The 25,847-nt window shown below is 62.7% G+C and carries 23 protein-coding genes; 20 read left to right on the top strand and 3 right to left on the bottom strand.

What is annotated here, in order from left to right:
* The first annotated feature begins 92 nt into the window (after nt 1–92).
* The 13 genes from ACZ1JX_RS20650 (at nt 93) to ACZ1JX_RS20710 (ending at nt 13,315) form a co-directional block, all read left to right on the top strand.
* Nucleotides 93–1,985 (top strand): copper resistance system multicopper oxidase, encoded by a 1,893-nt coding sequence (locus ACZ1JX_RS20650; RefSeq protein WP_333970723.1) that lies wholly within the window; start codon nt 93–95, stop codon nt 1,983–1,985.
* Nucleotides 1,982–3,235, top strand: coding sequence for a copper resistance protein B (locus ACZ1JX_RS20655; RefSeq protein ID WP_088182529.1), 1,254 nt, complete (start codon nt 1,982–1,984; stop codon nt 3,233–3,235). The genes ACZ1JX_RS20650 and ACZ1JX_RS20655 overlap by 4 nt, the downstream gene beginning before the upstream one ends.
* Nucleotides 3,236–3,315: 80 nt before the next feature.
* Nucleotides 3,316–3,951, top strand: a complete 636-nt coding sequence (locus ACZ1JX_RS20660; RefSeq protein ID WP_256960029.1) for a hypothetical protein — start codon at nt 3,316–3,318, stop codon at nt 3,949–3,951.
* Between the two features lie 43 nt (nt 3,952–3,994).
* A complete protein-coding gene (locus ACZ1JX_RS20665; protein ID WP_084356045.1) occupies nt 3,995–4,441 on the top strand; it encodes a DUF305 domain-containing protein in 447 nt (148 codons plus the stop codon).
* Between the two features lie 69 nt (nt 4,442–4,510).
* Nucleotides 4,511–4,906: a DUF305 domain-containing protein gene (locus ACZ1JX_RS20670; protein ID WP_333970767.1), complete on the top strand. Its 396-nt coding sequence runs from the start codon at nt 4,511–4,513 to the stop codon at nt 4,904–4,906.
* A 43-nt stretch (nt 4,907–4,949) separates the two neighbouring features.
* Entirely contained in the window at nt 4,950–5,393 is a 444-nt protein-coding gene (locus ACZ1JX_RS20675) for a DUF411 domain-containing protein (protein WP_333970726.1), read from the top strand.
* A gap of 46 nt (nt 5,394–5,439) precedes the next feature.
* On the top strand, nt 5,440–5,799 hold the full coding sequence (locus ACZ1JX_RS20680; protein WP_088182525.1) for a hypothetical protein: 360 nt from the start codon (nt 5,440–5,442) through the stop codon (nt 5,797–5,799).
* A 94-nt stretch (nt 5,800–5,893) separates the two neighbouring features.
* Nucleotides 5,894–6,181, top strand: a complete 288-nt coding sequence (locus tag ACZ1JX_RS20685) for a hypothetical protein (RefSeq protein ID WP_333970729.1) — start codon at nt 5,894–5,896, stop codon at nt 6,179–6,181.
* A 139-nt stretch (nt 6,182–6,320) separates the two neighbouring features.
* A complete protein-coding gene (locus tag ACZ1JX_RS20690) occupies nt 6,321–7,550 on the top strand; it encodes a TolC family protein (protein ID WP_333970732.1) in 1,230 nt (409 codons plus the stop codon).
* Nucleotides 7,547–9,031, top strand: coding sequence for an efflux RND transporter periplasmic adaptor subunit (locus ACZ1JX_RS20695; protein WP_333970733.1), 1,485 nt, complete (start codon nt 7,547–7,549; stop codon nt 9,029–9,031). Before ACZ1JX_RS20690 ends, ACZ1JX_RS20695 begins: the two co-directional genes overlap by 4 nt.
* A complete protein-coding gene (locus ACZ1JX_RS20700) occupies nt 9,028–12,165 on the top strand; it encodes an efflux RND transporter permease subunit (protein ID WP_465126921.1) in 3,138 nt (1,045 codons plus the stop codon). Before ACZ1JX_RS20695 ends, ACZ1JX_RS20700 begins: the two co-directional genes overlap by 4 nt.
* 17 nt (nt 12,166–12,182) lie before the next feature.
* On the top strand, nt 12,183–12,578 hold the full coding sequence (locus ACZ1JX_RS20705) for a copper-binding protein (RefSeq protein ID WP_333970735.1): 396 nt from the start codon (nt 12,183–12,185) through the stop codon (nt 12,576–12,578).
* 116 nt (nt 12,579–12,694) lie between these two features.
* On the top strand, nt 12,695–13,315 hold the full coding sequence (locus tag ACZ1JX_RS20710; protein WP_333970736.1) for a YgjV family protein: 621 nt from the start codon (nt 12,695–12,697) through the stop codon (nt 13,313–13,315).
* Here the strand turns inward: ACZ1JX_RS20710 and ACZ1JX_RS20715 are convergent.
* Complete coding sequence (locus ACZ1JX_RS20715) at nt 13,312–13,581, bottom strand: metal-sensing transcriptional repressor (RefSeq protein ID WP_088185138.1); 270 nt, start codon at nt 13,579–13,581, stop codon at nt 13,312–13,314. The genes ACZ1JX_RS20710 and ACZ1JX_RS20715 overlap by 4 nt on opposite strands.
* A 117-nt stretch (nt 13,582–13,698) precedes the next feature.
* On the opposite strand from ACZ1JX_RS20715, the gene ACZ1JX_RS20720 reads away from it, so the two are divergent.
* From ACZ1JX_RS20720 to ACZ1JX_RS20740, 5 genes are all read left to right on the top strand, one after another.
* A complete protein-coding gene (locus ACZ1JX_RS20720; protein WP_465126922.1) occupies nt 13,699–15,036 on the top strand; it encodes an MFS transporter in 1,338 nt (445 codons plus the stop codon).
* A gap of 76 nt (nt 15,037–15,112) precedes the next feature.
* Nucleotides 15,113–15,490 carry a hypothetical protein gene (locus tag ACZ1JX_RS20725; RefSeq protein WP_465126923.1) on the top strand — a complete coding sequence of 126 codons (378 nt, stop codon included), beginning with the start codon at nt 15,113–15,115 and terminating at the stop codon, nt 15,488–15,490.
* 97 nt (nt 15,491–15,587) lie between these two features.
* Entirely contained in the window at nt 15,588–16,811 is a 1,224-nt protein-coding gene (locus tag ACZ1JX_RS20730; RefSeq protein WP_465126924.1) for a TolC family protein, read from the top strand.
* Nucleotides 16,808–17,962 (top strand): efflux RND transporter periplasmic adaptor subunit, encoded by a 1,155-nt coding sequence (locus ACZ1JX_RS20735; RefSeq protein ID WP_088185136.1) that lies wholly within the window; start codon nt 16,808–16,810, stop codon nt 17,960–17,962. The genes ACZ1JX_RS20730 and ACZ1JX_RS20735 overlap by 4 nt, the downstream gene beginning before the upstream one ends.
* On the top strand, nt 17,959–21,195 hold the full coding sequence (locus ACZ1JX_RS20740) for an efflux RND transporter permease subunit (RefSeq protein WP_275488663.1): 3,237 nt from the start codon (nt 17,959–17,961) through the stop codon (nt 21,193–21,195). The genes ACZ1JX_RS20735 and ACZ1JX_RS20740 overlap by 4 nt, the downstream gene beginning before the upstream one ends.
* A gap of 497 nt (nt 21,196–21,692) precedes the next feature.
* On the opposite strand, the gene ACZ1JX_RS20745 is transcribed toward ACZ1JX_RS20740, so the two are convergent.
* Both ACZ1JX_RS20745 and ACZ1JX_RS20750 read right to left on the bottom strand, forming a co-directional pair.
* Nucleotides 21,693–22,025 (bottom strand): YnfA family protein, encoded by a 333-nt coding sequence (locus ACZ1JX_RS20745; RefSeq protein WP_066608871.1) that lies wholly within the window; start codon nt 22,023–22,025, stop codon nt 21,693–21,695.
* 60 nt (nt 22,026–22,085) lie between these two features.
* On the bottom strand, nt 22,086–22,499 hold the full coding sequence (locus tag ACZ1JX_RS20750; protein WP_465126925.1) for a MerR family transcriptional regulator: 414 nt from the start codon (nt 22,497–22,499) through the stop codon (nt 22,086–22,088).
* A gap of 294 nt (nt 22,500–22,793) precedes the next feature.
* Here ACZ1JX_RS20750 and ACZ1JX_RS20755 point away from each other — a divergent pair, with 294 nt between their 5' ends.
* Both ACZ1JX_RS20755 and ACZ1JX_RS20760 read left to right on the top strand, forming a co-directional pair.
* A complete protein-coding gene (locus tag ACZ1JX_RS20755) occupies nt 22,794–24,704 on the top strand; it encodes a cytochrome c/FTR1 family iron permease (protein ID WP_066609065.1) in 1,911 nt (636 codons plus the stop codon).
* A gap of 89 nt (nt 24,705–24,793) precedes the next feature.
* On the top strand, nt 24,794–25,459 hold the full coding sequence (locus ACZ1JX_RS20760; protein ID WP_066609066.1) for a cation efflux transmembrane domain-containing protein: 666 nt from the start codon (nt 24,794–24,796) through the stop codon (nt 25,457–25,459).
* Nucleotides 25,460–25,847: the final 388 nt, after the last annotated feature.

The following is a 25,847-nucleotide window of genomic DNA, read 5'->3' on the forward strand; positions in this document are numbered from 1 at the left end:
GGGTGCGTCCCGCTCGCGCGTAAGGAAAGAGAGATACCGCGCTTGAGCGTCTTTGCGGACCCAGAGTGCTGCACGTTGAACAAGGAGACACTATGCCCCCGGTATTGAACCGCCGCGACCTTTTCCGCGGCGCCGCGCTTACGGGCGGTGGCCTGGCTTTGTCGGCCTGGATGCCGGCATGGGCTCAGCCTGTTGCAGCCGGGATCGTGAAGCCGCTCCCGACTGTGAACGGGAACGATATCACGCTCAAGATCGCGCATCAGATGATGATGATCGACGGCCGGGCCAGCCATGCGATCGGGATCAACGGCACTGTGCCTGCGCCCTTGATCCGTTTGCGTCAGGGCCAGACCGTGCGCCTGTCGGTGATCAACGATCTTGAGGAAGACAGCTCGATCCATTGGCATGGCCTGCTCGTGCCGTTCCAGTTCGATGGTGTGCCCGGGATCAGTTTTCCCGGCATCAAGGCTAAATCAACCTTCGTCTATGAGTTCCCCATCGTTCAGGCTGGCACCTATTGGTATCATAGTCATTCGGGGTTGCAGGAACAGATGGGCCATTATGGACCGATCGTCATCGACCCGGAAGGCGAGGATCCGATCAAGTCAGACCGCGAGCATGTCATCGTGCTTTCCGACCATAGCCAGATGCATCCGCACCAGATTTTCAAGAAGCTCAAGCAGGTCGGTGGCGGCTATTTCAACTATCAGCGCCAGACGCTTGCCGGTCTCCTGGCCGGGAAAGATCAACCGCTCAAGGAACGCCTGGACTGGGGCAAGATGCGGATGGACCCCACTGACGTCTCTGATGTCACCGGTTCAACCTACACCTACCTTGTAAATGGGCATGGTCCTCAGGACAACTGGACCGCGCTTTTCAGGCCGGGCGAGCGGGTTCGACTGCGTTTCGTCAACGCCTCTGCTATGACGACATTCAACGTCAGGATTCCCGGCCTCAAACTGACGGTCGTTCAGGCAGACGGCCTCAATGTCAGGCCCGTCGAGGTCGATGAATTCCAGATTGCGGTCGCCGAGACCTATGACGTTATCGTCACGCCAGCGGATGACCGCGCCTATACGCTGGTTGGCGAATCCGTCGATCGGTCGGGCATGGCGCGCGCCACCCTGGCCCCGCGCGAAGGCATGACAGCCGAAGTCCCTCCGCTTCGCAAACGGCCCCTCGCCAATATGAAGGACATGGGCATGGGGGACATGGACATGAGCGGCATGTCCGGCATGGACCACGCAGCGGTGGGACACGACATGGCAGCCGGCGGAGCCGCCGCGGGCGGTATGGCGGGCATGGACATGGGGTCCGGCGCCTCGCCCGGCACGGATAAGACCGCAGGTGGTGCCATGGCCAATATGCCCGGGATGGCAGCGCCTGCTGGTGACGCAATGGGCGGCATGGCGATGGGTGGAATGGGCGGCATGAACATGCGCGACGCCAGCAAAGCCCCGCAGGTCAAGATGGGGCCTGGTGTACAGACGATCTCGCCCGTGCCGATGGATCGCACGGGAGAGCCCGGACAGGGCCTTGAAGATGTCGGGCACCGCGTCCTTGTCTATCGCGATCTCATGGCCGTGGAGCGCAACCCGGATGTCCGGGCGCCCGATCGTGCGATGGAGATCCATCTAACCGGGAATATGGAACGCTATATGTGGTCGTTCGACGGGGTGAAGCTCAGCGACAAGCGCGAGCCCATTCCGTTTATCGAAAACGAAAGGGTCCGCGTCACGCTCGTGAACGACACGATGATGTCGCACCCGATCCATCTTCATGGACATTTTTTCGAGCTGGTGACCGGGCATGGCGAATATTCGCCGCGCAAGCACACGGTCAATGTCGCCCCTGGAGGCAAGGTAAGTTTCGACGTCACCGCAGATGCGGTCGGCGACTGGGCGTTCCATTGCCATATGCTCTACCACATGCATGCCGGGATGATGCGCGTCGTCTCTGTCAGGCCTCGGGGAGAAGCCGCATGAAGTCGCTTCTTCTCCTGATCGGCGCGGCGCCGCTCGCCCTCGCAGTACCGGCCAGCGCACAATCGATGCAAAACATGCCTGGCATGAACATGCCGATGGCTCAGCCGCCAGCAAAGAAGAAGCCTGCGGCCAAGCCGCCACGTCAGGCCAAACGAGCAACCGCCGCGAAGCCGGCTGCCAGACCCGCGCCCGCAAGGCGTAGGGCGCCCGCTGCGAAGCCCAAGCCCGCTATGCAAGGCGTGTCGGGAATGGGCGATATGCCCGGTATGACCATGCCAGCCAGCAAAGCGCCTGCGGCGGCCGATCCGCATGCCGGCCATGACATGTCGAGCATGCCGGGCATGGTGATGCCCGGGTCGACGGGCGGTGCGATGAACCACGATATGCCTGGCATGAATATGCCGGCAGACACGGGCGGTCAGCCGATGCAGCACGACATGTCGTCGATGCCCGGCATGGCGATGGACGGGCAAATGACGGGTCATGGGGCAGGGGGTACGAGCCTTGCGCCTGGCAACGCTCCTGCACCAACGCCTCCGAGCGATCACTATGCCGATCGGGTCTATAAAGACGGCGAGATGGCCGCTTCGCGCACCATGCTGCACAACGAACATGGCGGCAGCACCAGCTCGATGATCCTGTTCAATCTGGCAGAATATCAGGTCCGGAACGGCCGCGACGGCTATCGCTGGGATGGCGAGGCGTGGTTCGGCAAGGACCTCGACCGGCTCGTGGTCAAGACCGAAGGAGAGGGGGCTTTTCGCGAAGGGGTCGACAGTGCCGAAGTTCAGGGGCTCTACAGCCGTGCGCTCGATCCTTACTGGAACCTGCAGGCCGGCGTCCGATATGATTTCAAACCCAACCCGTCCCGAACGTATGCGACGATCGGAATCGAGGGGGTCGCGCCTTACTGGTTCGAAACGGAAGCAGCCTTGTTCTTGTCGAACAAGGGCGAGGTGCTGGGGCGGATCGAGGGCTATTATGATCAGCGCATCACGCAGCGTCTGATCCTGCAGCCCCGCGTCGAACTGAATCTTTCGGCTCAAAATGTGCCTGAGACAAGGATCGGATCGGGGCTGTCCAATGCCGAGCTGGGATTGCGCCTGCGCTACGAGGTCCGCCGCGAATTCGCGCCCTATATCGGTGTTTCCTACGACCGTAAGTTTGGGCGGACGGCGGACTATGCGCGGGCCGATGGGAAGGACGTCAAGGCGACGAGCTTCGTCATTGGCGTGCGGACCTGGTTCTGAGAAGTATCCGGCTCCGCTCTCACGTTGGGGCTAGCCGCGTCCATCGCTGGCTGGCCCTGACTATCGGCGTCCAACTACTGCTGTGGTTTGCCAGCGGTCTGATCATGAGCGTGTTGCCAATTGACCGTGTTCGCGGTGAACATCTCGTGGAGCGTATATCGCCCGCGACGCTGGGTCAGGCGCAATCGCGCGCGCCGCTGGACCTCGTCTTGCGCGCCGCAACCAAGCCCGTGCGCGAAGTCCGATATCGCCCACTTCTGGGACGCGAGGTTGCCGAAGTCGAACTCGTCGACGGCACGGTAATGCTCCACGATGCCGAGACCGCGAAGGTCATTTCCCCGCTGAATGCTGCCGTGGCTCGCGCGGTGGCGGTGCAAGCCTATCGCGGCACGGCGGCTCAGACGAGCGTGCGCCCGGTTTCGGCGGCCAGCACTGAATATAAGGGCATGCTTCCGGCGTGGCGAGTGGATTTCGCCGATAGCGACGCGACGCATGTCTACGTCGCCCAGAATAGTGGTCGGATCGTTGCCGTCAGAAATGGCACATGGCGCCTCTATGACTTCTTTTGGGGCCTCCACATCATGGATTGGAAGAACCATGAAAACTTCAACACGCCCTGGCTGATGGGCTTTGCCGCAGGGGGTCTCGCGCTGGCGATCGCGGGATCGGCGCTATTGTATTTCCGGTGGCCGCGAAAGCGGCGCCGCAAGGGCTGAATATCGCGGAGAAAATCGGGGCGGGGGCCAAAGGAGACGACCAATGATGAAAAATGCATATTCGAGCCTCGCCCTGCAGACCTTGGTCGGCGGCGTCATCATGTATTTGGTGATGTTCGTTATGATTGATAGCCTGGGGAGCTTCTACAATAACCTCAATATGCTCTACATGACGTTGATGATGGTTGCGCCGATGGTGGTGCTGATGATCCTCGCGATGGGCCATATGTTTCCGTCGAAGACCGCAAACATGGCCCTTCTGATTGGTTCGGTGGCGATATTTGCCGGATCATTCGCGCTCATTCGCACGCAAACTACGATCGGTGACACGGCTTTCCTCCGTTCGATGATCCCGCATCATTCGGGAGCGATCCTAATGTGTCGCGAGGCGTCCTTGAAAGACCCGGAAATCGTCCGTCTGTGCGGCGGCATCGAGGAATCTCAGCGCCGCGAGATTGATGAGATGAAGGCTATTCTAGCTCGCAAGTAGATTTCGCAATTCATTCTCGGAAATTTTTGCAGCCTGGCGAGGGCAATGGCGCGCTCGTGCGTATTAACAATGCGGGGCGCTGAGGAGAGAATTGTGAAGAAAATAGTCGCCGTCATGATCGTCGGATTGTTGACCACACCCGCGATCGCGCAAATGCAGGGCATGGATCATTCCAAGATGGACATGGGCCAGATGATGAACCCCACGGCAGCCAATCCGTACCCGCCGGCCGAGATGGAAATGCATCAGAAGATGATGTCTGCCATGGGCGGCGATGCGACGGAAACCTGGGTTCGCAAGATGATCGAGCATCATCGCGGCGCGATTGCGATGTCACGCATTGTTTTGCGCGACAGCAAGGATGCGCAGGTTCGAATGATGGCGAACAAAGCGATTACCGAGCAAACGCGCGGAGTGGGCGAGCTTCAGGGTTGGCTGAGAGCTCACCACAAGCGCGCACAGTAGAGCCTTCCCTCGCCCTTGGGCGGGGGAACCAACAAGGGATCCTATGACACTCAAATTTGCCCTCGCTGCGTTAATGGCAGCCCTCTCCGTCGCTAGCGCCGAAGCTGCGCCTATCGTCATGCATCGTGACCCCGGTTGCGGTTGCTGCGAACAGTGGGCGGCCCAGGTGCGCAGACAATTTGGACAAAGCATCAACATCGTCGACGACCAGCAACGCGGCCGCTTTCAGCACGCTCAAGGCGTGCCCTCTGCGCTGGCATCATGCCACACTGCAATTATCGATGGCATGGTTTTCGAGGGCCACGTTCCCATTGCCGACATGAAGCGCGCGCTCGCGAAGCGCCCGAAGGGTGTAAAGGGACTGGCCGTGGCTGGCATGCCGCTGGGTTCACCGGGGATGGAAATCGCTGGCCAGAAGCCCCAACCCTATAGCGTCATCGCATTCGGATCGGCCGGCCAGACGATATTTGCCCGGCATGGCGGGTGACCACCTTATTGCTCTTTCCTTCCGCGAAGCGTAAGAAATAACGGCTGTGAAACGTGCTCTGCAACTTCTTCTCCTGTTGGGAGCGATGGTTGGTCTGATCGGTCAGGCTGCGGCATATGCGTCTGCGCCGGTCGTAGTTTCCGCGCCGATGGCGATGGCGGGGATGAGTGCCGACTGCATGAAAGCTATGGCTCAAGAACAGCAGCCTGCCGGCAAGCCCTGCAAGGGGCTGACACTGGATTGTATCGCAGCAATGGGCTGCGTCGTTCCGATCGTTCTTCGGGATGCGCCTCCAGTCCCGTCGTCACCCGATTTGCATCAGGCGATGGCATTTTGGACCACGACGACGACGCTGCATGGCAGTGATCTAAAGCCTGAGCCCGAACCTCCCACTTTCCTTGGCTGATCGACTTCGGCCGTAAGGCTGGCAGTCTGCGTACCTCGGCTCGCAGCGCCAGACCTACGGCTAAACCACGATTATTTGCCAAAGGAATAGTATCATGAAGACGTTCAAGATTACGGCCGCCATCATTGCGGCTGCCGCCTCCGCGTTCACGATTGCCCCGGCGTTTGCTCAGGGCGATGCACCGTCTCACCAAGGCCATTATGAGTGGCGCAGCACACCGCAATATGGGCCTCGCGCACCCCTCGCGGCGCAGCGGCGGGTCTGGGTGCCGGATGCTCCGCAGATGGCCAACTGCAACTGTGACATGATGAAGATGAGTGCGGCAGACTGCATGAAGGAGATGCATGGCATGATGTCTCGTTCCGGCGCTGCAGCCAGCTAGGATCAGGTCCTGGCTGGATCAGTCCCCCCTGACGGTCAGGTCTGAGATGCCGGTGGAACGGTCTGTCCGCTACGCCGGCATCGCTGCGTCCTCATCGTTCGGAGCTCATTCAGCCTGATCTTTCGATCAGGAGAAATTGATGCGCTTTTTATTTTATGCGCCGCTTCTGGCGGTTGCCCCCGGCATGGCCTCTGCCGAGCCTCTAACTTTCCATGCTGCAATTGAGCGTGCGCAGCAACAGGCACCGTCGATCAAGGCCAAGGCGCTTGGGACCGACGCCGCGCGGGCTGCACGCCCTGGCGCTGGCGCGCTGCCCGATCCGACGCTCGGCGTGAGTGTCGAGAGCTTCCCGATCTCGGGGCCACTCGCGTTCGAGCCGCAGCGGGACGATTTCACAATGGCGCGGGTCGGCGTGTCTCAGGACATCCCCAATCTCGCCAAGCGGCACGCCCAGCAAGCGCGCGCTGATAGTGACATCAAGGTGGCCGAAGCCGACACCGCGGTCGAGGCCCGCACGGTCGAGGTCGGAGTGGCGCTCGCCTGGATCAATCTGGCCTATGCCGAACGCAGGCTTGCGGCTCTTGACGGTGTTCTGTCTCGCCTTGAGCGCGTGGTGGGAACGACGCCGGGCGCGGTCGCCTCGGGCACCGCGCGCCCAGCGCAGACCTTGGCGGGGCAGCAGGCTGTCGCGGCCATGCGGGACCGCCGCAGCGAACTGGTGTCGAATGTCGCGCGGGCACGGGCAATGTTGACCCGCTGGACCGGCGATCCAGCTCCTGAGGTTGCCGGGCCGATTCCGGACTTTGTCGTCGATGCGGTCGCTCTGCGGGCGGGACTCGACGGACATCCTTCCATCCGGATGTCCGTGGCCCAGGCTGGGCAGGCGGATGCGGATGTACGCCTGGCCGAGGCAGGCCGGCGCTCCGACTTCGGCGTCAATCTTGCTTATCAACGTCGTGATCCGCGCTTCGGCGATTATGTCTCGGCCGGCGTGACGATCAGCCTGCCGTTTTTCACCCGCAATCGTCAAAATGCCGGGATCGCGGCTGCTCAGGCGAATGCCGGGCGGGTTCTGGCTGAACGTGAAGCCTTCCGGCGGGCGCTCGCCGCGGACCTTGATGCCGAGCTTGCCGACCATGTCATGCATCACGAGCAATGGATGCGCGCGCGGGACACGCTGCAGCCTCTCGCCGAACAGCGCGTGAAATTGGAAACAGCCAGCTATGGTGCCGGACGCGCCAGTCTCGTCGATGTCGCGGACGCCTATGTCGCTCTCGCCGATGCGACTCTGACCACCCTTGATCGTGAAGCCAAGGTCGCCGCGGACGGAGCCGGCTTAATCTTCACCTATGGAAGCGAACTGCGATGAGTCAGGTAACAATAACTCGCGGTCGCCTCCTTGGTGTCGCTGCCCTTCTTGCGCTCGCCGCTGGCGGGATCGGTTTCACCGTGGCCGAATGGAGGGGAGGAGCACCCGAAGGGGCGAGCTTAAAACCGCCAGCACGCAAGATTCTTTACTGGTATGATCCAATGATCCCTGCCGAACATCATGATGGTCCGGGCCTGTCATCGATGGGAATGCAGACAATCCCGCGCTATGCGGATGAGGCAGGGGGAGGCGCATCTCCGCCGGGAATATCGATCGACCCTTCCGCGTCGCAGAGCCTTGGACTTCGCACCGTCGCGGTTCGCCGGGGCAGTTTGGCGAGCAGCCTCACCGCCACGGGTACGATCGACTTCAACCAGCGCGACGTCGCGATCGTACAGGCGCGCGCGGGAGGGTTCGTCCAGAGGGTCTATGGTCGCGCGCCAGGAGACGTGGTGGGCGCTGGCGCCCCGCTTGCCGACATTCTCGCTCCGGAATGGGGCGGTGCACAGGCGGAATTTCTTGCGGTCCGTCGCACCGGGAATGCGGCGCTCACCCAGGCAGCGCGCCAGCGGCTCGTGCTGCTTGGCATGCCCTCGGGCACGATCGCATCTGTCGAGCGTACGGGACGGCCGCACAATGTCGTCACCATCTCCACCCCGACCGGCGGGGTGATCAAGGCATTGGACGTCCGGACCGGCATGACGATGACGGCAGGGCAGACGCTTGCCGAGGTCAACGGCCTGGGAACGGTCTGGCTCAATGCCGCCGTGCCCGAAGCGATCGCCGGGCCACTTAAACCCGGACAAAGCGTACAGGCGACACTTGCCGCATTTCCCGGTGAGACGTTGTCGGGCCGTGTCTCGGCGATCCTGCCGCAGACCCAGGCGGACAGCAGGACGCTCACCGTCCGGATCGAGCTGCCCAATCGCGGCGGGCGTCTGCGTCCCGGCATGTTCGCCACAGTCTCGCTCGGCGGCAGTACGCAGCCTGCGCTGCTGGTGCCCTCCGAAGCGCTGATCCGTACCGGCAAGCGGACCTTGGTAATGCTTGCGCTCGACAAGGGGCGCTACCGGCCCGCTGAGGTGCAGACCGGCCGTGAAGCCGGCGATGACACCGAAATCCTGGCGGGTCTGAGCGAGGGCGAGAAGATCGTCGCTTCGGGCCAGTTCCTGATCGATTCTGAGGCGAGTCTCTCGGGTGTGGAGGCGAGGCCGATCGGCGGTGCTGCTGCGGCAAAATCCGCCTCAACCGCTGCTCTATATGAGACTGTCGGCAAGATCGAACAGATCACCGCCACTTCGGTGACACTCAGCCATGGGCCGGTGCCCGCCATCGGCTGGCCGGCGATGACGATGACCTTCCAGCTTCCCGACCCCAAGATCGCGCGGGGCCTGAAGACCGGCGACCGCGTGCGTTTCGGCTTTGATCGGCCGCCTACGGGACCGACTGTTCGGCGCATGACCAAGGTGGCGGGCCAGTGATCGCCCATCTTATCCGCTGGTCGGTCAGGAACCGCTTCTTCGTCCTGATCGGCGTACTGGCCCTCATCGGCGTGGGTGTCTGGGCGGTGCGATCGACCGCGATCGATGCGCTGCCGGACCTCTCCGACACGCAGGTCATCATCCGCACCTCCTATCCCGGACAGGCGCCGCAGATTGTCGAGAATCAGGTTACCTATCCGCTCACTACCACGATGCTCTCGGTGCCGGGCGCGAGGACCGTGCGCGGATATTCCTTCTTCGGCGACAGCTTCGTCTATGTGATCTTCGAGGACGGCACCGATCTCTATTGGGCGCGCAGCCGCGTGCTCGAATATCTCAACCAGGTGCAGGGACGGCTACCGGCCAGCGCCCGCAGCGCGCTTGGTCCCGATGCGACCGGCGTCGGTTGGGTCTATGAATATGCGCTTGTCGACCGGACCGGTCGCCACGATCTGTCGCAGCTTCGTGGATTGCAGGACTGGTTCCTGCGCTATGAGTTGAAGACCGTGACCGGCGTCGCCGAGGTCGCAAGCATCGGCGGGATGGTGAAGCAGTATCAGGTGCTACTCGATCCGGTGAAACTCGCTGCCTATGGCGTCACCCATCAGCAAGCCGTTCAGGCGATCAGCCAAGCCAATCAGGAATCGGGCGGCTCGGTGCTGGAGATGGCCGAGGCCGAATATATGGTCCGCGCCTCGGGTTATCTGAAGACGCTCGACGATTTCCGCGCGATCCCGCTGAAGACCGCGGCCGGCGGCGTGCCTGTACGATTGGGCGACGTCGCCACCATCCAGATCGGCCCGGAGATGCGGCGCGGCATCGCCGAGTTGAATGGCGAGGGCGAAGTCGCCGGCGGCGTTGTCATCCTGCGTTCGGGCAAGAATGCCCGCGAGACGATCGCGGCGGTCAAGGACAAGCTCACCGACCTGAAGAAAAGTCTGCCGCTCGGCGTCGAGGTGGTGACGGTCTATGATCGTTCGCAGCTCATCGACCGCGCTGTCGAGAATCTCACCCACAAGCTGATCGAGGAGTTCATCGTCGTCGCGATCGTCTGCGGCCTGTTCCTTTGGCACGTCAGATCGGCGCTGGTCGCGATCCTTACCTTGCCCTTGGGGGTGCTGGCCGCATTTGCCGTGATGCGGTTCCAGGGAGTGAATGCCAACATCATGTCGCTCGGCGGCATCGCCATCGCCATCGGCGCGATGGTCGATGCCGCCGTCGTCATGATCGAGAATGCCCATAAGAAGATTGAGCACTGGGAACAGGATCACCCGGACGCGCATCTTGATGGCGAGATGCGGTGGATCGTCATCACAGAGGCCGCCGCAGAGGTTGGCCCGGCGCTGTTCTTCAGCCTGCTGATCATCACGCTCTCCTTCATTCCCGTGTTCACACTCGAGGGACAGGAGGGGCGGCTGTTCGCACCTCTCGCCTTCACCAAGACCTACGCGATGGCGTCGGCGGCAATCCTGTCGGTGACATTGGTGCCGGTGCTGATGGGTTTGCTCATCCGGGGGAAGATCCCACCCGAGCAGTCCAATCCGGTCAATCGGTGGCTGACCAACCTCTACCGACCCGCGCTCGACTGGACGGTGCAGCGGCCGAAGACGGTACTGCTGATCGCGGCGCTCGCTTTTGCGACCACAGCGTGGCCGCTCACGCGCCTTGGCGGTGAGTTTATGCCGAACATGGACGAAGGCGACCTGCTCTACATGCCCTCGGCATTGCCTGGGCTGTCGGCGGCCAAAGCCTCGCAATTGCTTCAGCAGACCGACCGGCTGATCAAGACCGTGCCCGAGGTCGAGAGCGTATTCGGCAAAGCCGGCCGCGCCGAGACCGCGACCGATCCCGCGCCGCTCGAAATGTTCGAGACCACCATTCAGTTCAAGCCCCGTGACCAATGGCGACGAGGGATGACACCGGAGAAGTTGGTCGAGGAACTCGACCGAACGGTGAAGCTGCCTGGCCTCGCAAATGTCTGGGTGCCGCCGATCCGTAATCGCATCGACATGTTGGCGACCGGGATCAAGAGCCCGATAGGGGTCAAGGTATCGGGCGCCGATCTCGCCCAGCTCGATCGCATCGCCCACGACATTGAGACCGTCTCAAAGACCGTGCCCGGCGTCAGTTCTGCGCTGGCCGAACGGCTGACCGGTGGGCGCTATGTCGATGTCGATATTGACCGCGCCGCAGCGGCGCGGTTCGGGCTCAACATTACCGACGTGCAATCGATCGTCTCGGGCGCGATCGGCGGCGAGACGATCGGTGAGACTGTCGAGGGGCTGGCCCGCTATCCGATCAGTGTCCGTTATCCGCGCGAACTGCGCGACAGCCTCGAAGGGCTGCGAACACTGCCGGTCCTGACCCCGTCGGGGCAGCAGATCACGCTCGGTACGGTAGCGAAGGTTTCGGTCGCTGAAGGGCCGCCGATGCTCAAGACCGAAAATGCCCGGCCATCGACCTGGGTCTATGTCGATGTCCGCGGCCGCGATCTCGCCTCTGTGGTCGGCGACCTCCAGCGTGCGGTCGCGAAACAGGTGAAACTCACGCCCGGCGTCAGCATCGCTTATTCTGGCCAGTTCGAATATCTTGAGCGCGCCGTCGCCAAATTGAAGCTGGTCGTGCCGGCGACGCTGCTGATCATCTTCGTGCTGCTCTACATGATCTTCGGCCGGTTCGATGAAGCCGCCTTGATCATGGGTACGTTGCCGTTTGCGCTCACCGGCGGAATCTGGATCCTCTATCTGCTCGGCTTCAACCAGTCGGTCGCGACGGGTGTCGGGTTCATCGCGCTGGCCGGTGTCTCCGCCGAGTTCGGCGTGGTGATGCTGATCTACTTGAAAAATGCGCTTGAGGAGCGCGGTGACGATCCTGATGCCGATCAGGTCGAAGCGGCGGTGCGCGAAGGTGCGCTGTTGCGCGTCCGCCCCAAGGCAATGACGGTCGCGGTCATCCTCGCCGGCCTGCTGCCGATCTTGCTGGGATCAGGGGCTGGCTCAGAGGTGATGAGCCGGATCGCCGCGCCGATGATCGGCGGCATGCTGACCGCGCCGCTCCTCTCGATGTTCGTCCTGCCCGCCGCCTATCTGCTGCTCCGGCGGCGACGGGCAGAACCCCTCCACCAACCTGTTTAACCTGCAAGGAGAAGACCATGCACTATGCCCGACTGACCATCGCCCTCAGCCTCGCCGCGCTGACCGCCGCGTGCGGCAAGAAAGCGGAAACGCCGGTTGCGGCCGAGACCAGCCAGGCAGTGCCTGCCACCGCAGCCATGAGCGGCGACATGGGCAATATGGCGATGGCGCCTGCTGCCAGCACGGCAATCAAGGCTAAGGGCCATGGCACGGTCACCGCCATCGACAAAACCGCAGGCATGATCACTCTGGATCATGGCGCGATCCCCGAAGCCAAATGGCCAGCGATGACAATGGCGTTCAAGGCCGCGCCGGCGATCACGGATGCTGTGAAGGTCGGCGACAATGTCGATTTCGACCTTACGCTTGTTGGCAGTGCCGGTGAGGTGACGGCAATCCAAAAGAAGCCTTGAATGGCCAATTTTATGAGGGCCATTAAAGCGTAATTAACCTCGTTCCTTCACGCTTCAGCTATGAGAAAAAAGAGAGCTGGGCGCGAAACGCGGATCAAGTTCAGGAAAACTGCGCGGTGGCGGTTGTGATTGCCACAGCCTTTGGCTGCGTGGCGCTGTTGAGCGTCGTGAGTTGGCCATTTTTCAGTGACTATCGAACGGTGGTCAAGATCCAGAGCGCGGGTGCTGCCGCATTCGCGCTCTATTTCCTGATGCTGGGCTCGCCCACTGCTGCGATAGCCTGCCTCATTTCATGCTCACAGCTCGTCATTTCCGCGTCAGTGCGCGATCGCTATGTGGTTACGAGACTTTATGGAGCGTCTCTTATTCTGTTGGCCTGCCTCTCGGTCGTGACGTGGCACGGCATAGCGTCGGCCTTGGCATTTGCCGGCAGTGCATTGGGCAGTCTCGCACGACTGCAGACCTCAACCACGCGGATGAAAGGCCTTTTCCTCATCGGCGCACCATTTTGGTTTGCCCATAATTTGATGGTCGGAGCCTTGTTCGCATTGGGCACGGATCTTGTCTCGCTTACCTCGAACATGGCAAACTTACTGAAATTCATGGCCGGGCGACGGCGCAGCGCCGTTGAGGACAGGAGTTTTGGCCGATCACCCTGTCGAAATCTGCCTCTACGCAACCCGCGCGGACAAAATATTGACGTTCGTCAGATTCTGACGATCGCGCGACAAAGCTAAAGATATTTCGAAATCGTGCGGAACTCCTCGACCGCCGATCCGACACCATCGCTTACTTCGGCATGGGCGAGGCAGTGATCGATATGGTCGTTGATCAGCGCTCTCTTCGCGCTGGCGACCGCCTTTTCGACGGCATGGAGCTGCTGGGCAACATCGACACACGACCGCCCGGCTTCGATCATTTCGACGATGCTCCGCAGATGACCGCCCGCTCGGTTGAGCCGCTTAACGATCGCGGGGTGACTTTCGTGCCTGTGTTCCGTCATCCGCAAACTCCATGCAACGCGCTGCATGGCTTTACATATCCTCCCTAGGGGGATAGTTCAAGCGTTGCTGATATCCCCCATGGGGGATGTATCCGACTCGAACTGGATCAACGCAACGTGCTCTCCGTCCTAGCGAACCGTACATACCGTCACCTGTTCCTTGCCCAGGTCATCGCGCTCGTCGGCACGGGGCTGGCGACGGTGGCGCTCGGCCTGCTGGCCTATGACATTGCCGGGGGCAGCGCGGGCGCGGTGCTCGGCACGGCGCTTGCAATCAAGATGGTCGCCTATATCGGCGTCGCCCCGGTCGTGGGTGCCTTCGCCGACCGTCTGCCGCGTCGCGCCTTTCTTGTCAGCATGGATCTTGTGCGAATGGCTGTGGCAGTCTGCCTGCCGTTCGTTAGCCAGGTTTGGGAGGTCTATGTCCTAATCTTCGTGCTGCAATCGGCCTCCGCTGCGTTCACGCCGACCTTCCAGGCAACCATCCCCGATATTCTACCCGACGAGCGCGACTATACCCGTGCGCTGTCATTGTCGCGGCTCGCCTATGACATGGAGAGCCTGACCAGCCCGATCCTCGCTGCCGGGCTGCTGACGGTCATCAACTTCCACTGGCTATTTTCGGGAACGGCGATCGGGTTTCTGTGCTCGGCGCTGCTCGTCGTGACGACGGTCCTGCCGCGTGCGGCGAAATCAGAACCAAGAAGTGGGGGAATCTACGCCAAGACCACGCGGGGTACGCGCATCTATCTGAAGACGCCGCGCCTGCGGGGGTTGCTGGCGCTGACCCTTGCTTCAGCTGCGGCCAGTTCGATGGTCATCGTCAACACGGTGGTCATCGTGCGCGGCAATCTCGGCCTCACGCAGCGCGATGTTGCCTTCACCCTTGCGGCTTTTGGCGCAGGCTCGATCCTTGCCGCGCTGACCCTGCCACGCATCCTCGATCGGGTTGCCGATCGTACGATCATGATTGGGGCTGCGGCAGCAATGACGATCGGTCTCGCCCTTCTGGCGGTGCTCACGGCAAGCTTTGGGGCAGCGCCCGGTTATTGGCGCATGATCCTGATCGGCTGGTTCATACTCGGGATCGCCTATTCGATGAGCGTGACGCCATCGGGCCGATTGCTTCGACGGTCGGCTAATGCCGACGACCGTCCGGCCTTGTTCGCTGCTCAATTCGCGCTCAGCCACTGCGCCTGGCTGATCTGCTATCCCCTGGTGGGTCTGTTGGGCGCCAGCATCGGGCAGACAGCGGCCTTTGCGGCAATGGCGGTGATCGCGGCCGTCGGAACCCTGGCCGCATCGTGGCTTTGGCCCAGCGCAGATCCCGATACGGTGAACCATGATCATGCGGATCTCGTGCCCGATCATCCCCATCTACGTGGCGATCACGGCACGGTCCGGGAGCATGCGTTCGTCATCGACGATCTCCATCAGCGCTGGCCACGCCCATGACTTTCATCTCGACTGTCATGATCCCTGCCTTGCGGCGCGCTTGTGGACCGGCCGTGTTCGCGATACCCGTAACGACATGACAGCATCGTCGGTCAGATTGCGCGCTTCGGTGCGGGCCTGTGCCCGCATGCGCCTTTTTGCGCTCTCGGCGATTCTGGCGCTGTTCGGGATGCTGGCGCTTGCCACCTGGCATGACGCTATGCCGCACGTCCATGATGCCGAGCATGTCATCAGCGTCGATCGGGATCATCATGATCACGCCCCGGCCGAGCAGCCGGACACACCCGACCTGATGCATCTGGCGGCTCATGCGGTGCTCCAGACAATCGATGTGCCTGCGCAGGCTGTGGTTGTTGCGCTGTTGAAGCCTGTCACCGCAATCTGGGCGCGCGAACCCGCCGAGGCGGCGCGGTCCATCGCACCTTCGTCAATTCTGCGTCCCCCGCGAGGCTGAATTCACGCGCTTAGCGCGTGCCGTCATTGCAGCCTTTTTTGGGGATAAGAATATGAGAGCCTTTATAGGCCGGCTGTCGCGTCGCGTGGTGTCCGGCATGATGGTCGCGACCTGCGTCGCTGCGCTGTGCGCACCCGCACAGGCGCAAGTGGCGCCGCCGTTCGCTACACTGCTACGCCAGACCGCCGAGGCGCCTCGGCGCATCGAAAGCGAAGCTGAGGTCCGCCGGTCCGAAGGTCTTGCACGCCAGGCGCGCGCCCGACCCAATCCGACGATCGGCATTCTCACTGAGAATGTCGCGGGATCGTCTCCCTATCGCGGGGTCGATCGCGCCGAGACGACGCTGCAATATAGCCAGCCGCTGGAAATCGGCGGCAAGCGTTCGGCGAGGATCGCAGCCGGAAAGGCCGGCGTCGCCGCGTCCCGCGCCCGCGATCGTGATGCGAAGATCCGCTACGCTTATGATCTTGCACGCGCTTATGCAGCGGCGGACGTCGCAGACCAGAGGATAATGCTGGCCGAAGGCGAGGTCGAGCAAGCGCAGAATATCCTGCGCGCCGCTCGCGTGCTGGTCGATGCCGGCAAGGAAGCGCGGCTGCGCGCCCTGCAAGCAGAGGCCGCGCTGAACGCCGTCAGCGCCGATCTTGAGGGGGCGAAAGCGGATCGCATTGCGGCCTATGCCCGTCTCTCCGCACTCGCCGGCGTCGACGAGACCTTCACCGGCTTGTCGGAATCGCTCCTGACCGTGCCGGTCGCGGCACCGGCTTATGGCCCCGTCGATCCGATGACGAGTTCGTCCTTTCTTGCCGCGCAGGCAGAGCGGGAGGCTGCCGAGCGCCGCCTGACCGCCGAACAGAAGCGGGCAATCCCCGATGTGACGGCAATCGTCGGCGTGCGGCGTCTCGATTATGAGAATGCGACCGCTCTCACGGCGGGCGTCTCGATCCCGCTGAACATCTTCGATCGCAACCGCGGCAATATCGCCGCCTCGGAAGCAGAGGCACAGGCCGCCGCTGCAAGATTGGCCATGGCGCGTAACGATGCGATTGCCGAAGCCCGCGCGGCCGGGGCGCAGATTGCGGCCGCACAGTCGCGGGTTGCCGCAGCGGAGGCATCGCAACGCACCGCGGAAGAAACCTATCGTCTCGCTCGCATCGCCTATGAGGCTGGCAAATCCCCGCTCGTCGAATTGTTGAACGCCCGCCAAGGCCTTGGCGCGGCACGCGGGATCGTCCTCGACGCCAAAGTGGCCAGTTTCGAGGCGCGCGCGCAGCTCGCCCGCCTCCAGGGCCGCACCCTTTCCGGAGGTGAGATCCAATGAACCCCGAACGCAATAAGCTTTATGCCGGGGCCGCGATGGGTCTCCTCCTCGCCGCCCTTGCCGGTTTCGGTGTCGCCAGAATGACTGGCCCATCCGCACCGACAGCCGAGACGGAGGCGGCGGCCGATGCTGCTCAAACCGACACCGTCGTGATCACCCAGGACGGTATCAAGACCTCGAGGATCGGAGTCGCACCCGCAGCAGCCGGTGGCGTCGCCGGCATCATCCTCGCCAGTGCCACCGTTGAGGCAACGCCAGATGCCGAAGCGGTGCTCACTGCCCGGGCAGCGGGCACCGTTACCCGGATCTTCAAGCGGATCGGTGATCCGGTCAGCGCCGGCGAAACGATTGCCCTTGTCGAGAGCCGCGATGCGTCGGCGATCGCCGCCGATCGCAGTACGGCTGCCGCAAGGGTTACGCTTGCAAGCCGACAACTGGCGCGCGAGCGAATACTGCTCAATCAAGGGGTGTCGCCCCGGGCAGACTATGAGACCGCCGAAGCCAATCTGGCGGTCGCTCAGGCCGAAGCCCGGCAAGCCAGCGCTGCCGCCAGCGCGGCAATGGTCTCGCGCGACGGCAGGTCGGTTGCGGTGGTCAGTTCGATCTCCGGCCGTATAACATCCGCACCCGTCAATCTCGGCGCTTTCGTGCAGGCCGAGACCGAGCTGTTCCGTGTCGCCGATCCGCGCCGCCTTCAGATCGAGGCGAGCATGCCGGCAGCGGACGCATTGCGTGTGAAGGCGGGTGACAGGGTCGAGCTGACGACCAACAACGGCCAGAAAGTGGAAGGCCAGGTCCGCTCGGCGACCGGCGTGGTCGATCCGCAGACGCGGCAAGCGACGGTGGTCGTGACGCCAAGCGGAGGCGGCGGCCTGATCGCGCCCGGCCAACTCGTCCAGGCGCGTATCTTCGCCAGCGGCGGCGATGCGGCCTCCGGCGTGAATGTGCCGCAGGATGCGGTCCAGACGCTAGGGGATCGCTCGGTGGTGTTCGTGCGAACCCGCCAGGGGTTTAAGGCGCAGACCGTGCGGGTTGGAACGCGCAGCGGCGGCATGGTCGAGATTGCCTCGGGCCTCCCTGCAAACACGGTGATCGCCACCACCAATGCCTTCCTGCTCAAGGCCGAGCTTGGCAAGGAGTCGGCGGAATGATCGCGCGGATTTTAGGGCTCTCGGTCAGAGCGCGATGGGCCGTTGTGTTCATCACCTTCCTCGTCGTCCTGTTCGGTGCCTGGCAGATCACCCTGCTGCCGATCGACGCGGTCCCGGACGTCACCAACCGCCAGGTCCAGATCAACAGCTTCGTGCCGACCCTCGGACCGGTCGACATGGAGAAGCAGGTCACCTTTCCCGTCGAGACAGCGCTTGCCGGTATTCCCGGTCTGCAGACGACCCGCTCACTCACGCGTAACGGGTTCAGCCAGGTCACCGCGGTCTTCAGGGACAGCACCGACATCTATTTTGCTCGGCAGCAGGTTACCGAACGGGTCGCTCAGGCCAAGGACAGTCTGCCTGCCGGCGTTCAACCCCAACTCGCGCCGCTCACGACGGGTCTGGGCGAGATTTTCATGTTCAGCGTCGCGTTCGACCATCCCGACGGCAAGGGCGTTAAGGTGGTCGACGGTCAGCCCGGCTGGCAGTCCGATGGTTCCTATCTGACGCCCGAAGGCGAGAAACTGACCACGGTGGTTGCCAAGGCCGCTTATCTGCGAACGGTCCAGGATTGGATCATCAGGCCGCAGATGCGCACCGTGCAGGGTGTTGCCGGTGTCGATTCCAACGGCGGCTATGTGAAGCAATATGTCGTCGAGCCCAATCTGACCGCGCTTGCATCCTATGGCGTCTCGGTCACTGACCTCGCCGACGCGCTCGAACGATCGAACCTGTCGGCGGGCTCCAACTATGTCCGCCGTGCCGGCGAATCCTTTCTCGTTCGCGCCGACGCGCGGCTGCGCTCGGTCGCCGACATAGAAGAGGCGGTGATCGCCACGCGTGCCGGCGTCCCGGTGCGCGTGAAGGACGTCGGCCAGGTCGTCATCGGGGGCGCGGTGCGGACCGGATCTGGCAGCGTCGGCGGGTCAGAAGCAGTCATCTCGACTATCCTGATGCTCACTGGCGAGAACAGCCGCATCGTTGCCAATCGCGTCGCCGACAAGCTGGTCGAAATCAACAAGACGTTGCCGCCGGACGTTGTTGCAAGCCAAGCCTATAACCGCTCCAAGCTGGTCAATGCGACCATCGCCACGGTCGAGAAGAATCTGGTCGAAGGCGCACTGCTGGTCATCGTCGTGCTGTTCCTGCTGCTCGGCAACATCCGCGCCGCGCTCATCACGGCGGCGGTGATTCCGATCACCATGTTGATGACTGCGGCGGGCATGAATGAGCTCGGTGTCTCGGGCAATCTGATGAGTCTCGGCGCACTCGATTTCGGCCTGATTGTCGATGGCGCAGTCATCATCGTCGAAAACGCGCTCCGGCGCCTCGCCGAGCGGCAGCACAAGGAAGGAAGACTCCTAACCCGACTCGAACGCCTCACCGAAACCACTCACGCCGCGCAGGAGATGGTCCGGCCAACCGTCTATGGCCAGGCCATCATCTTCCTCGTGTTCATACCTTTGCTCACCTTCCAGGGCGTGGAGGGCAAGACGTTCGCACCGATGGCGATCACGCTGATGCTGGCTCTGGCCAGCGCGTTCATCCTGTCGATCACGTTCGTGCCGGCGATGGTCGCGTTGCTGGTGACCGACAAGGTCAGCGAGACCGAGGTCAGATCGATCCGCTGGTTCAAGGAGAAATATCAACCGGCGCTCACCCGCGCCGTGGCGCGGCCAATGCCGTTCATTCTCGGCGGCGCAGGCGTGTTTGCGGCAGCGGTGCTGCTGTTCGGTACGCTTGGACAGGAGTTCATGCCGCAGCTCGACGAGAAGGACATCACGGTCACCAACTTTCGTATTCCATCCGCCTCGATCGACCAGTCGACCGCGATGCAGCTCGACATCGAAAATGCACTCAAGACATTGCCCGAGGTGGCATTGGTCTTTTCCAAGAACGGCAATGCCGATCTGGGTACCGATCCGATGCCGCCTAATGCGTCCGATACCTATGTCATCCCAAAGCCTGAAAAGGAGTGGCCAGCCGAGGTCAAATCCAAGGAGGATATCCTTCGGCGGATCGAGGAACGGATGAAGCCGCTGATCGGCAACCGTACCGAGATCCAGCAGCCGATCCAGATGCGGTTCAACGAGCTGATCGCGGGCGTTCGCTCTGATGTGGCGGTCAAGCTCTATGGCGACGACCTGGACGCGATGAGCGAGGCGGGAGGCCGAATCGCGACCGCGCTGCGGACCATTCCCGGCGCGGCGGACGTGCAGGCGGAGCAGACATCCGGCGCGCCGACCTTCGACATCAAGGTCGACCGCCAGGCGGCGGGCCGTTACGGCCTGTCGGTCGAGGAGGTCGCCAGTACGGTCGCGGCCGCCCTGGGTGGACGCGAAGCGGGCTTGTTGTTCGAAGGCGATCGACGCTTCGCTGTGGTGGTGCGACTGCCCGACGCACAGCGCGACGATATCGACACCTTGGGATCGATCCCGGTCATGCTACCATCCAACGGTGCCGGGAACGCGCGTTCCATCCCGCTCAGCGAAGTGGCGCGCTTCACTTACACCGAGGGGCTCAACCAGATCAGCCGCGAGAACGGTAAGCGGATGGTCGTCATCCAGGCCAATGTGCGCGGCCGCGATCTTGGCGGATTCGTCGCGGAAGCCCAGACGAAGATCGCCGATGTGAAGCTGCCCGCCGGAACCTTCACCGAATGGGGCGGCCAGTTTGAGAGCCTTCAGTCCGCTTCCGAGCGGTTGGCGATCGTCGTGCCGCTTTGCTTCGTCCTGATCTTCGCGCTGCTCTACATGGCACTGGGCGGCGCTTGGCCGGCGCTGGTCGTGTTTACGGCCGTTCCCATGGCGCTGGCCGGAGGTGTGTTCGCTCTGGCCCTGCGCGGGATACCTTTCTCCATTACGGCGTCGGTCGGGTTTATCGCGCTTTCCGGCGTGGCGGTTCTCAACGGCCTTGTCATGATGAGCGCGATCCGCAAGCGGCTTGACGATGGCGAGGGGATCGACGGGGCGATCATTGGTGGCGCGATGGAACGAGTACGGCCTGTGTTGATGACCGCGCTCGTTGCGAGCCTGGGCTTCATCCCAATGGCGCTTGCCACCGGAACCGGAGCGGAGGTGCAACGACCGCTTGCGACTGTAGTGATCGGGGGGCTCATCACGTCGACGGCGCTGACGTTGCTCGTCCTACCGGCGATCTCGGCGCTAATGTTCCGGTTATTGGCGAAAAGGAAAGGTATCCAGGAGCCACCGATAAAGGTTGTGGCGGCGTGAGGGGGCGTCTCCAATAAATTTGGTGGATAGCTAGGCTGAAAGGCAGACTAACCGGCGACACTCTAATCGTGCCGGCCACGGTGTCCGGCCGAGCAATCGATGCGGTGCTCGACATCGGTTCGTCTGGTCCGCGATGTCGCGGTGACGCAGGGCGGTTATGCGCGCGTCCTGCCTTCGCGATAATCGCAGACTTGGGGGCGGCCTCGGCCGCCTTTGGCTGTCCGATATTATGCTCGGAGCAGATGTGCTGGCCGGGGCTGCGGCGTTCGCGTTTTCGACGCGACGGTTCGCATTGAGAAGCCACCCAGCTTTGTAGCGGGGTCGGAATGGACTGAATTTGCGCACGACAGGGTGCCAGACAGGAACTGTTTCCCCTCGCTTTCCGGCACCTCGGCACGCAGGGTCGGAAGCCGTGTCTCCCATCATCGCCGGCACGCTCAGCGCGCCCATTATGCCGACTTCACCACCGGCATGGGCACGCGCATTTAGCGATGGCTTCAGGCTGGAAGGCTGCGCGGCCCCAGCATGATGATGCCGGTACCTAAGAGGCAGACCGCAGCGCCGATGACATCCCAGCGATCTGGGCGGATTCCTTCGAAGGCCCAGAGCCAGAACAAGGATGTGGCGATATAAACCCCGCCATAGGCAGCATAAGCACGACCGGCCGCATTGCTATCGACCAGAGTCAGCAGCCAGGCGAACAGCGCTAGAGCGGCTATGCCCGGCACCGTCCACAGCGGCGTTTTGCCAAGCCGCAACCATGCCCAGAAGGAGAAGCATCCAGCGATCTCCGCGAAGGCAGCGGCAATATAGGCGAAAGCTGTAGGCATTAGACGTCACTCTGCTTGATTTTATGCGCCATGAGCCGGAGGGGCCGGCGCAGATCCTCATCAAACGTCCGCATGAGTGTCTCCCACGACAGGAGCCAGCGCTTCCAGAATGCGGCATTCGGCTACGGTTCCGCCTTCGCATGAAGCGATGAGCGTGCTCAATTCGCGCCGCAACGCGCTGAGATCGTCGATCTTTCGGTCAACCTCACGCAGATGCTCTGTTGCGATCCGGTCGATCGTGGCGCAATCGCGACCGCGGTCGTCCGAAAGGTCCAACAACGCGCGGACGCGCTCGATCGGAAAGCCAAGATCGCGCGCGCGGCGAATGAACGACAATCGCGCAAGATGGTTCTCGCCATAGTGGCGATAATTCGCTTTTGTTCGCGCCGGCGGGGGCAGCAGGCCAGTTTGTTCATAATAGCGGATCGTTTCAACCTTCGTGGCCGTCGCCCGCCCCAATTCCCCGATCTGCATCACACAACCCTCTAGTTACTATAGAGCGGATATAGGATGACGAAACCTCCCGGTCGAGATCGCGATTTGCGAGTTGCACTTTCCGATCCGAACGATCTGAACATCGCGCCGGAGCGAGGGGCCGGAATGAGACGCGATACCGCACAGGGCATTGTTGCAACTAAGTCGCAAAACGCTTGACCCTCTAGCTGCTAGAGGGTGTATTTGATACGGATGTCACTCCCCGATCATCCCGAATCGCGCAGCACCATTTCTGCCGCCTGCCATAGCGCGGCGCCGTTGATCCGCCGCGCTATGGCCGTCCTGGCAGTATTTCTCTGTCTGGTTGGTGTCAGCACCATCGCCCACGCCGAAACTGCTGACGTGCAGACGGCTTGGCGGCTGCTCGACTATATGGCGGTCGACTATGGCGGTGCCGTCAGCGGCGGACGGGTGAAGAGCGCCTCGGAATATGCCGAGATGACCGAATTCGCGGCTTCGGTATCCGACCGCCTTATGGCCCTGCCACCCACGCCGGCGCGCGGACAGCTGATTACGGGAGCAACCCAGCTCCGGGGTGTGATTGCCGCCAAGGGCGAACCCAAGGAGGTCGCACGCATCGCCCATGGCCTCGCCGCCGATTTGCTCAAGGCCTATCCGGTGCCTCTCGCGCCGAGCAAGGCGCCTGACCTCGCTCGCGGCGCCTCGTTGTTCGCGCAGAACTGCGCGAGCTGCCACGGCATGACCGGGAATGGACATGGCCCCGACGCTGCAAAGCTGACGACGCCGCCGATCGCCTTTAGCGAGATCGTGCGCGCGCGGCAGCGCAGCCCCTTCGCGCTCTATCAAGTCATCGATCAGGGCATCGATGGCACCGCGATGCAAAGCTTTGCGACCTTACCGAGCGACGATCGCTGGGCGCTGGCCTTCTATGCCGGTCGCTTTGCTTTTCCGGACGCTCTCGCGCACGAAGGCGAGCGGCTGTGGAAATCCGATCCCGGCCTGCGGCAGATGATCCCCGACCTGACGACACTCGCGGGGCTGACGCCCGAGGTGCTGGCAAAGTCGATCGGGACTACCAAGGCCGACGCGGTGATCGCCTATCTACGCCGCCACCCGGACGTGGTGATCCAGCAAGCGCCCGGCTCGTTGGCCATTGCGCGCGATAAACTGGCGCAGAGCCTTGCCGCCTATCGCGGTGGCGACCGTCACGCCGCCCAGGAACTTGCGCTTTCGGCCTATCTCGATGGCTTCGAGCCCCTCGAACCGATGCTGACCGCGCGCGATGCTACGCTCATGGGGCACATTGAAAGCGCCATGGGCGAGTTCCGGGCATCGCTCCAGCAAGGTCGCCCCGCCGACGAGATCGCCACGCGAATCCAGGTGCTCGACGGTCTGTTCGACGACGCCGAGGCGGCCTTGTCCCCGGACGCGGCGAGCACTGCATCGACCTTCCTGGGCGCCTTCACCATCCTGCTGCGCGAGGGACTCGAAGCCCTGCTGATCGTCGTCGCGATGATCGCCTTCCTGCGCAAGGCCGAGCGGCCCGAGGTGCTGCGCTACGTCCATGGCGGATGGATCGGGGCGCTGGCGGCCGGAGCCTTGACCTGGGGAATCGCGACCTATGCGATCGGGATCAGCGGCGCGAGCCGGGAGCTTACCGAAGGGTTCGGATCGCTGTTCGCAGCCGTCGTCCTACTCTCCGTGGGAATCTGGATGCACGGCAAGGCGCAGGCGGACCAATGGCAACGCTACATCAGGGAGAAGATGTCGCGCGCACTGTCGCGGCAGTCGGCCTGGTTCCTGTTCGGCCTGTCCTTCATCGTCGTGTATCGCGAGGTCTTCGAGACGATCCTCTTCTACGCAGCGCTCTGGACCCAGGGCAATGGCGGCGCGATGCTGGCTGGCGCGGGCTTGGCCGTGCTGCTGCTCGGACTTATCGCCTGGGCCGTGCTGCGCTACAGTCGCGACCTGCCGATCGCGAAATTTTTCGCCTACAGCGCCTGGCTGATGGCGATCCTTACCATCGTCCTCGCCGGTAAGGGCGTGTCGGCGCTACAGGAGGCCGGCATCATCGATATCGCGCCGCTTGGCGGCGGCATCCGCGTCTCCATGCTCGGAATCTTCCCGACCTTGCAGTCGATGGGCGCGCAGCTCCTGATGCTCATCGCGGTGCTTGGTGGCTTCCTCCTCAACCGGCGCCGTGCCGCTGTGGCGGTCGGCTGATGCAGCCTGCGACACCGACGACGATTTGCCTTGACCCTCTAGTTGCTAGAGGGTGCATAGAGATTCCATGATGCTTGTTCGAGTAGATGATGATGGTCTGTAACAACTGCCAGTCCGACGCACCGCCGACGCCGGATCCGCGCTGGCGCCGCATGCTCTGGATGGCGCTCGCGATTAATCTGGCGATGTTTCTGGGCGAGATCGTCGCGGGTATCGCTTCGGGATCGCGATCGCTGCAGGCGGACGCACTCGATTTCCTGGGCGATTCCGCCAATTACGCGATCAGTCTCGGGGTCGCCGGCATGGCGCTGGGCTGGCGGTCCCGTGCCGCGCTGCTCAAGGGCGGCACGATCCTCGCCTTCGGCCTTTATGTCCTCGTCACGACGGTGCTTGCGGCGCTGGGCCGCGGGGTGCCGCACGCCGAGACGATGGGAATCGTCGGGGTGATCGCGCTGGTCGCGAACGGCAGCGTTGCCCTCATGCTCTATCGCTACCGCAGTGGCGACGCCAACATGCGCTCGGTCTGGATATGCTCGCGCAACGACGCAATCGGCAATCTTGCGGTCCTTCTGGCTGCCGCCGGTGTCGTCGGCACGGGCACCGCCTGGCCCGATCTCGCTGTCGCCTTGATCATGGCGGCCTTGGGCATCTGGGGCGGCCTGCAGATCATCAATCAGGCCCGTGCAGAGCTACGCCCGAAAAAACCGGCAAGTCTAGTCGAGGCACAACAGACGTTGGCCTCCACGAGCTTGTAGTTGCCAAAAGGAGCATAGATGTCCGCCCGCAGTCACGGCGACGCCGGTAAACTGAGCCGATATCGTTTGCGGTGTCATCGCGATCATCTCGCTGCGCCCGGGGAGTGGGCGCTGGCCGAGGCGATCTCGGCATGGCACGACGCGCGTCCTGTTTTATTGCAGACTCTCCGATGACGGCTTTATTTCTTCATGCGACGAGCGGGACTAGCCCGTTACCTGCGTTCCTGTTAGGGCGTGATCTGTGCGACGCCTGCTGAACATCCTTGCGTATTTGACGATCGCCCTCTCCTTGGGAACGACGGCGACTGCACATGTGCTGGAGCGACCGGATGTTAGCGCTTCATCCCATGAGGCGCGCGTGGACGAAGTTGCGTTAGGCCACGTGCCT

Source organism: Novosphingobium sp. BL-A-41-Hi4A-0G (assembly GCF_055521735.1).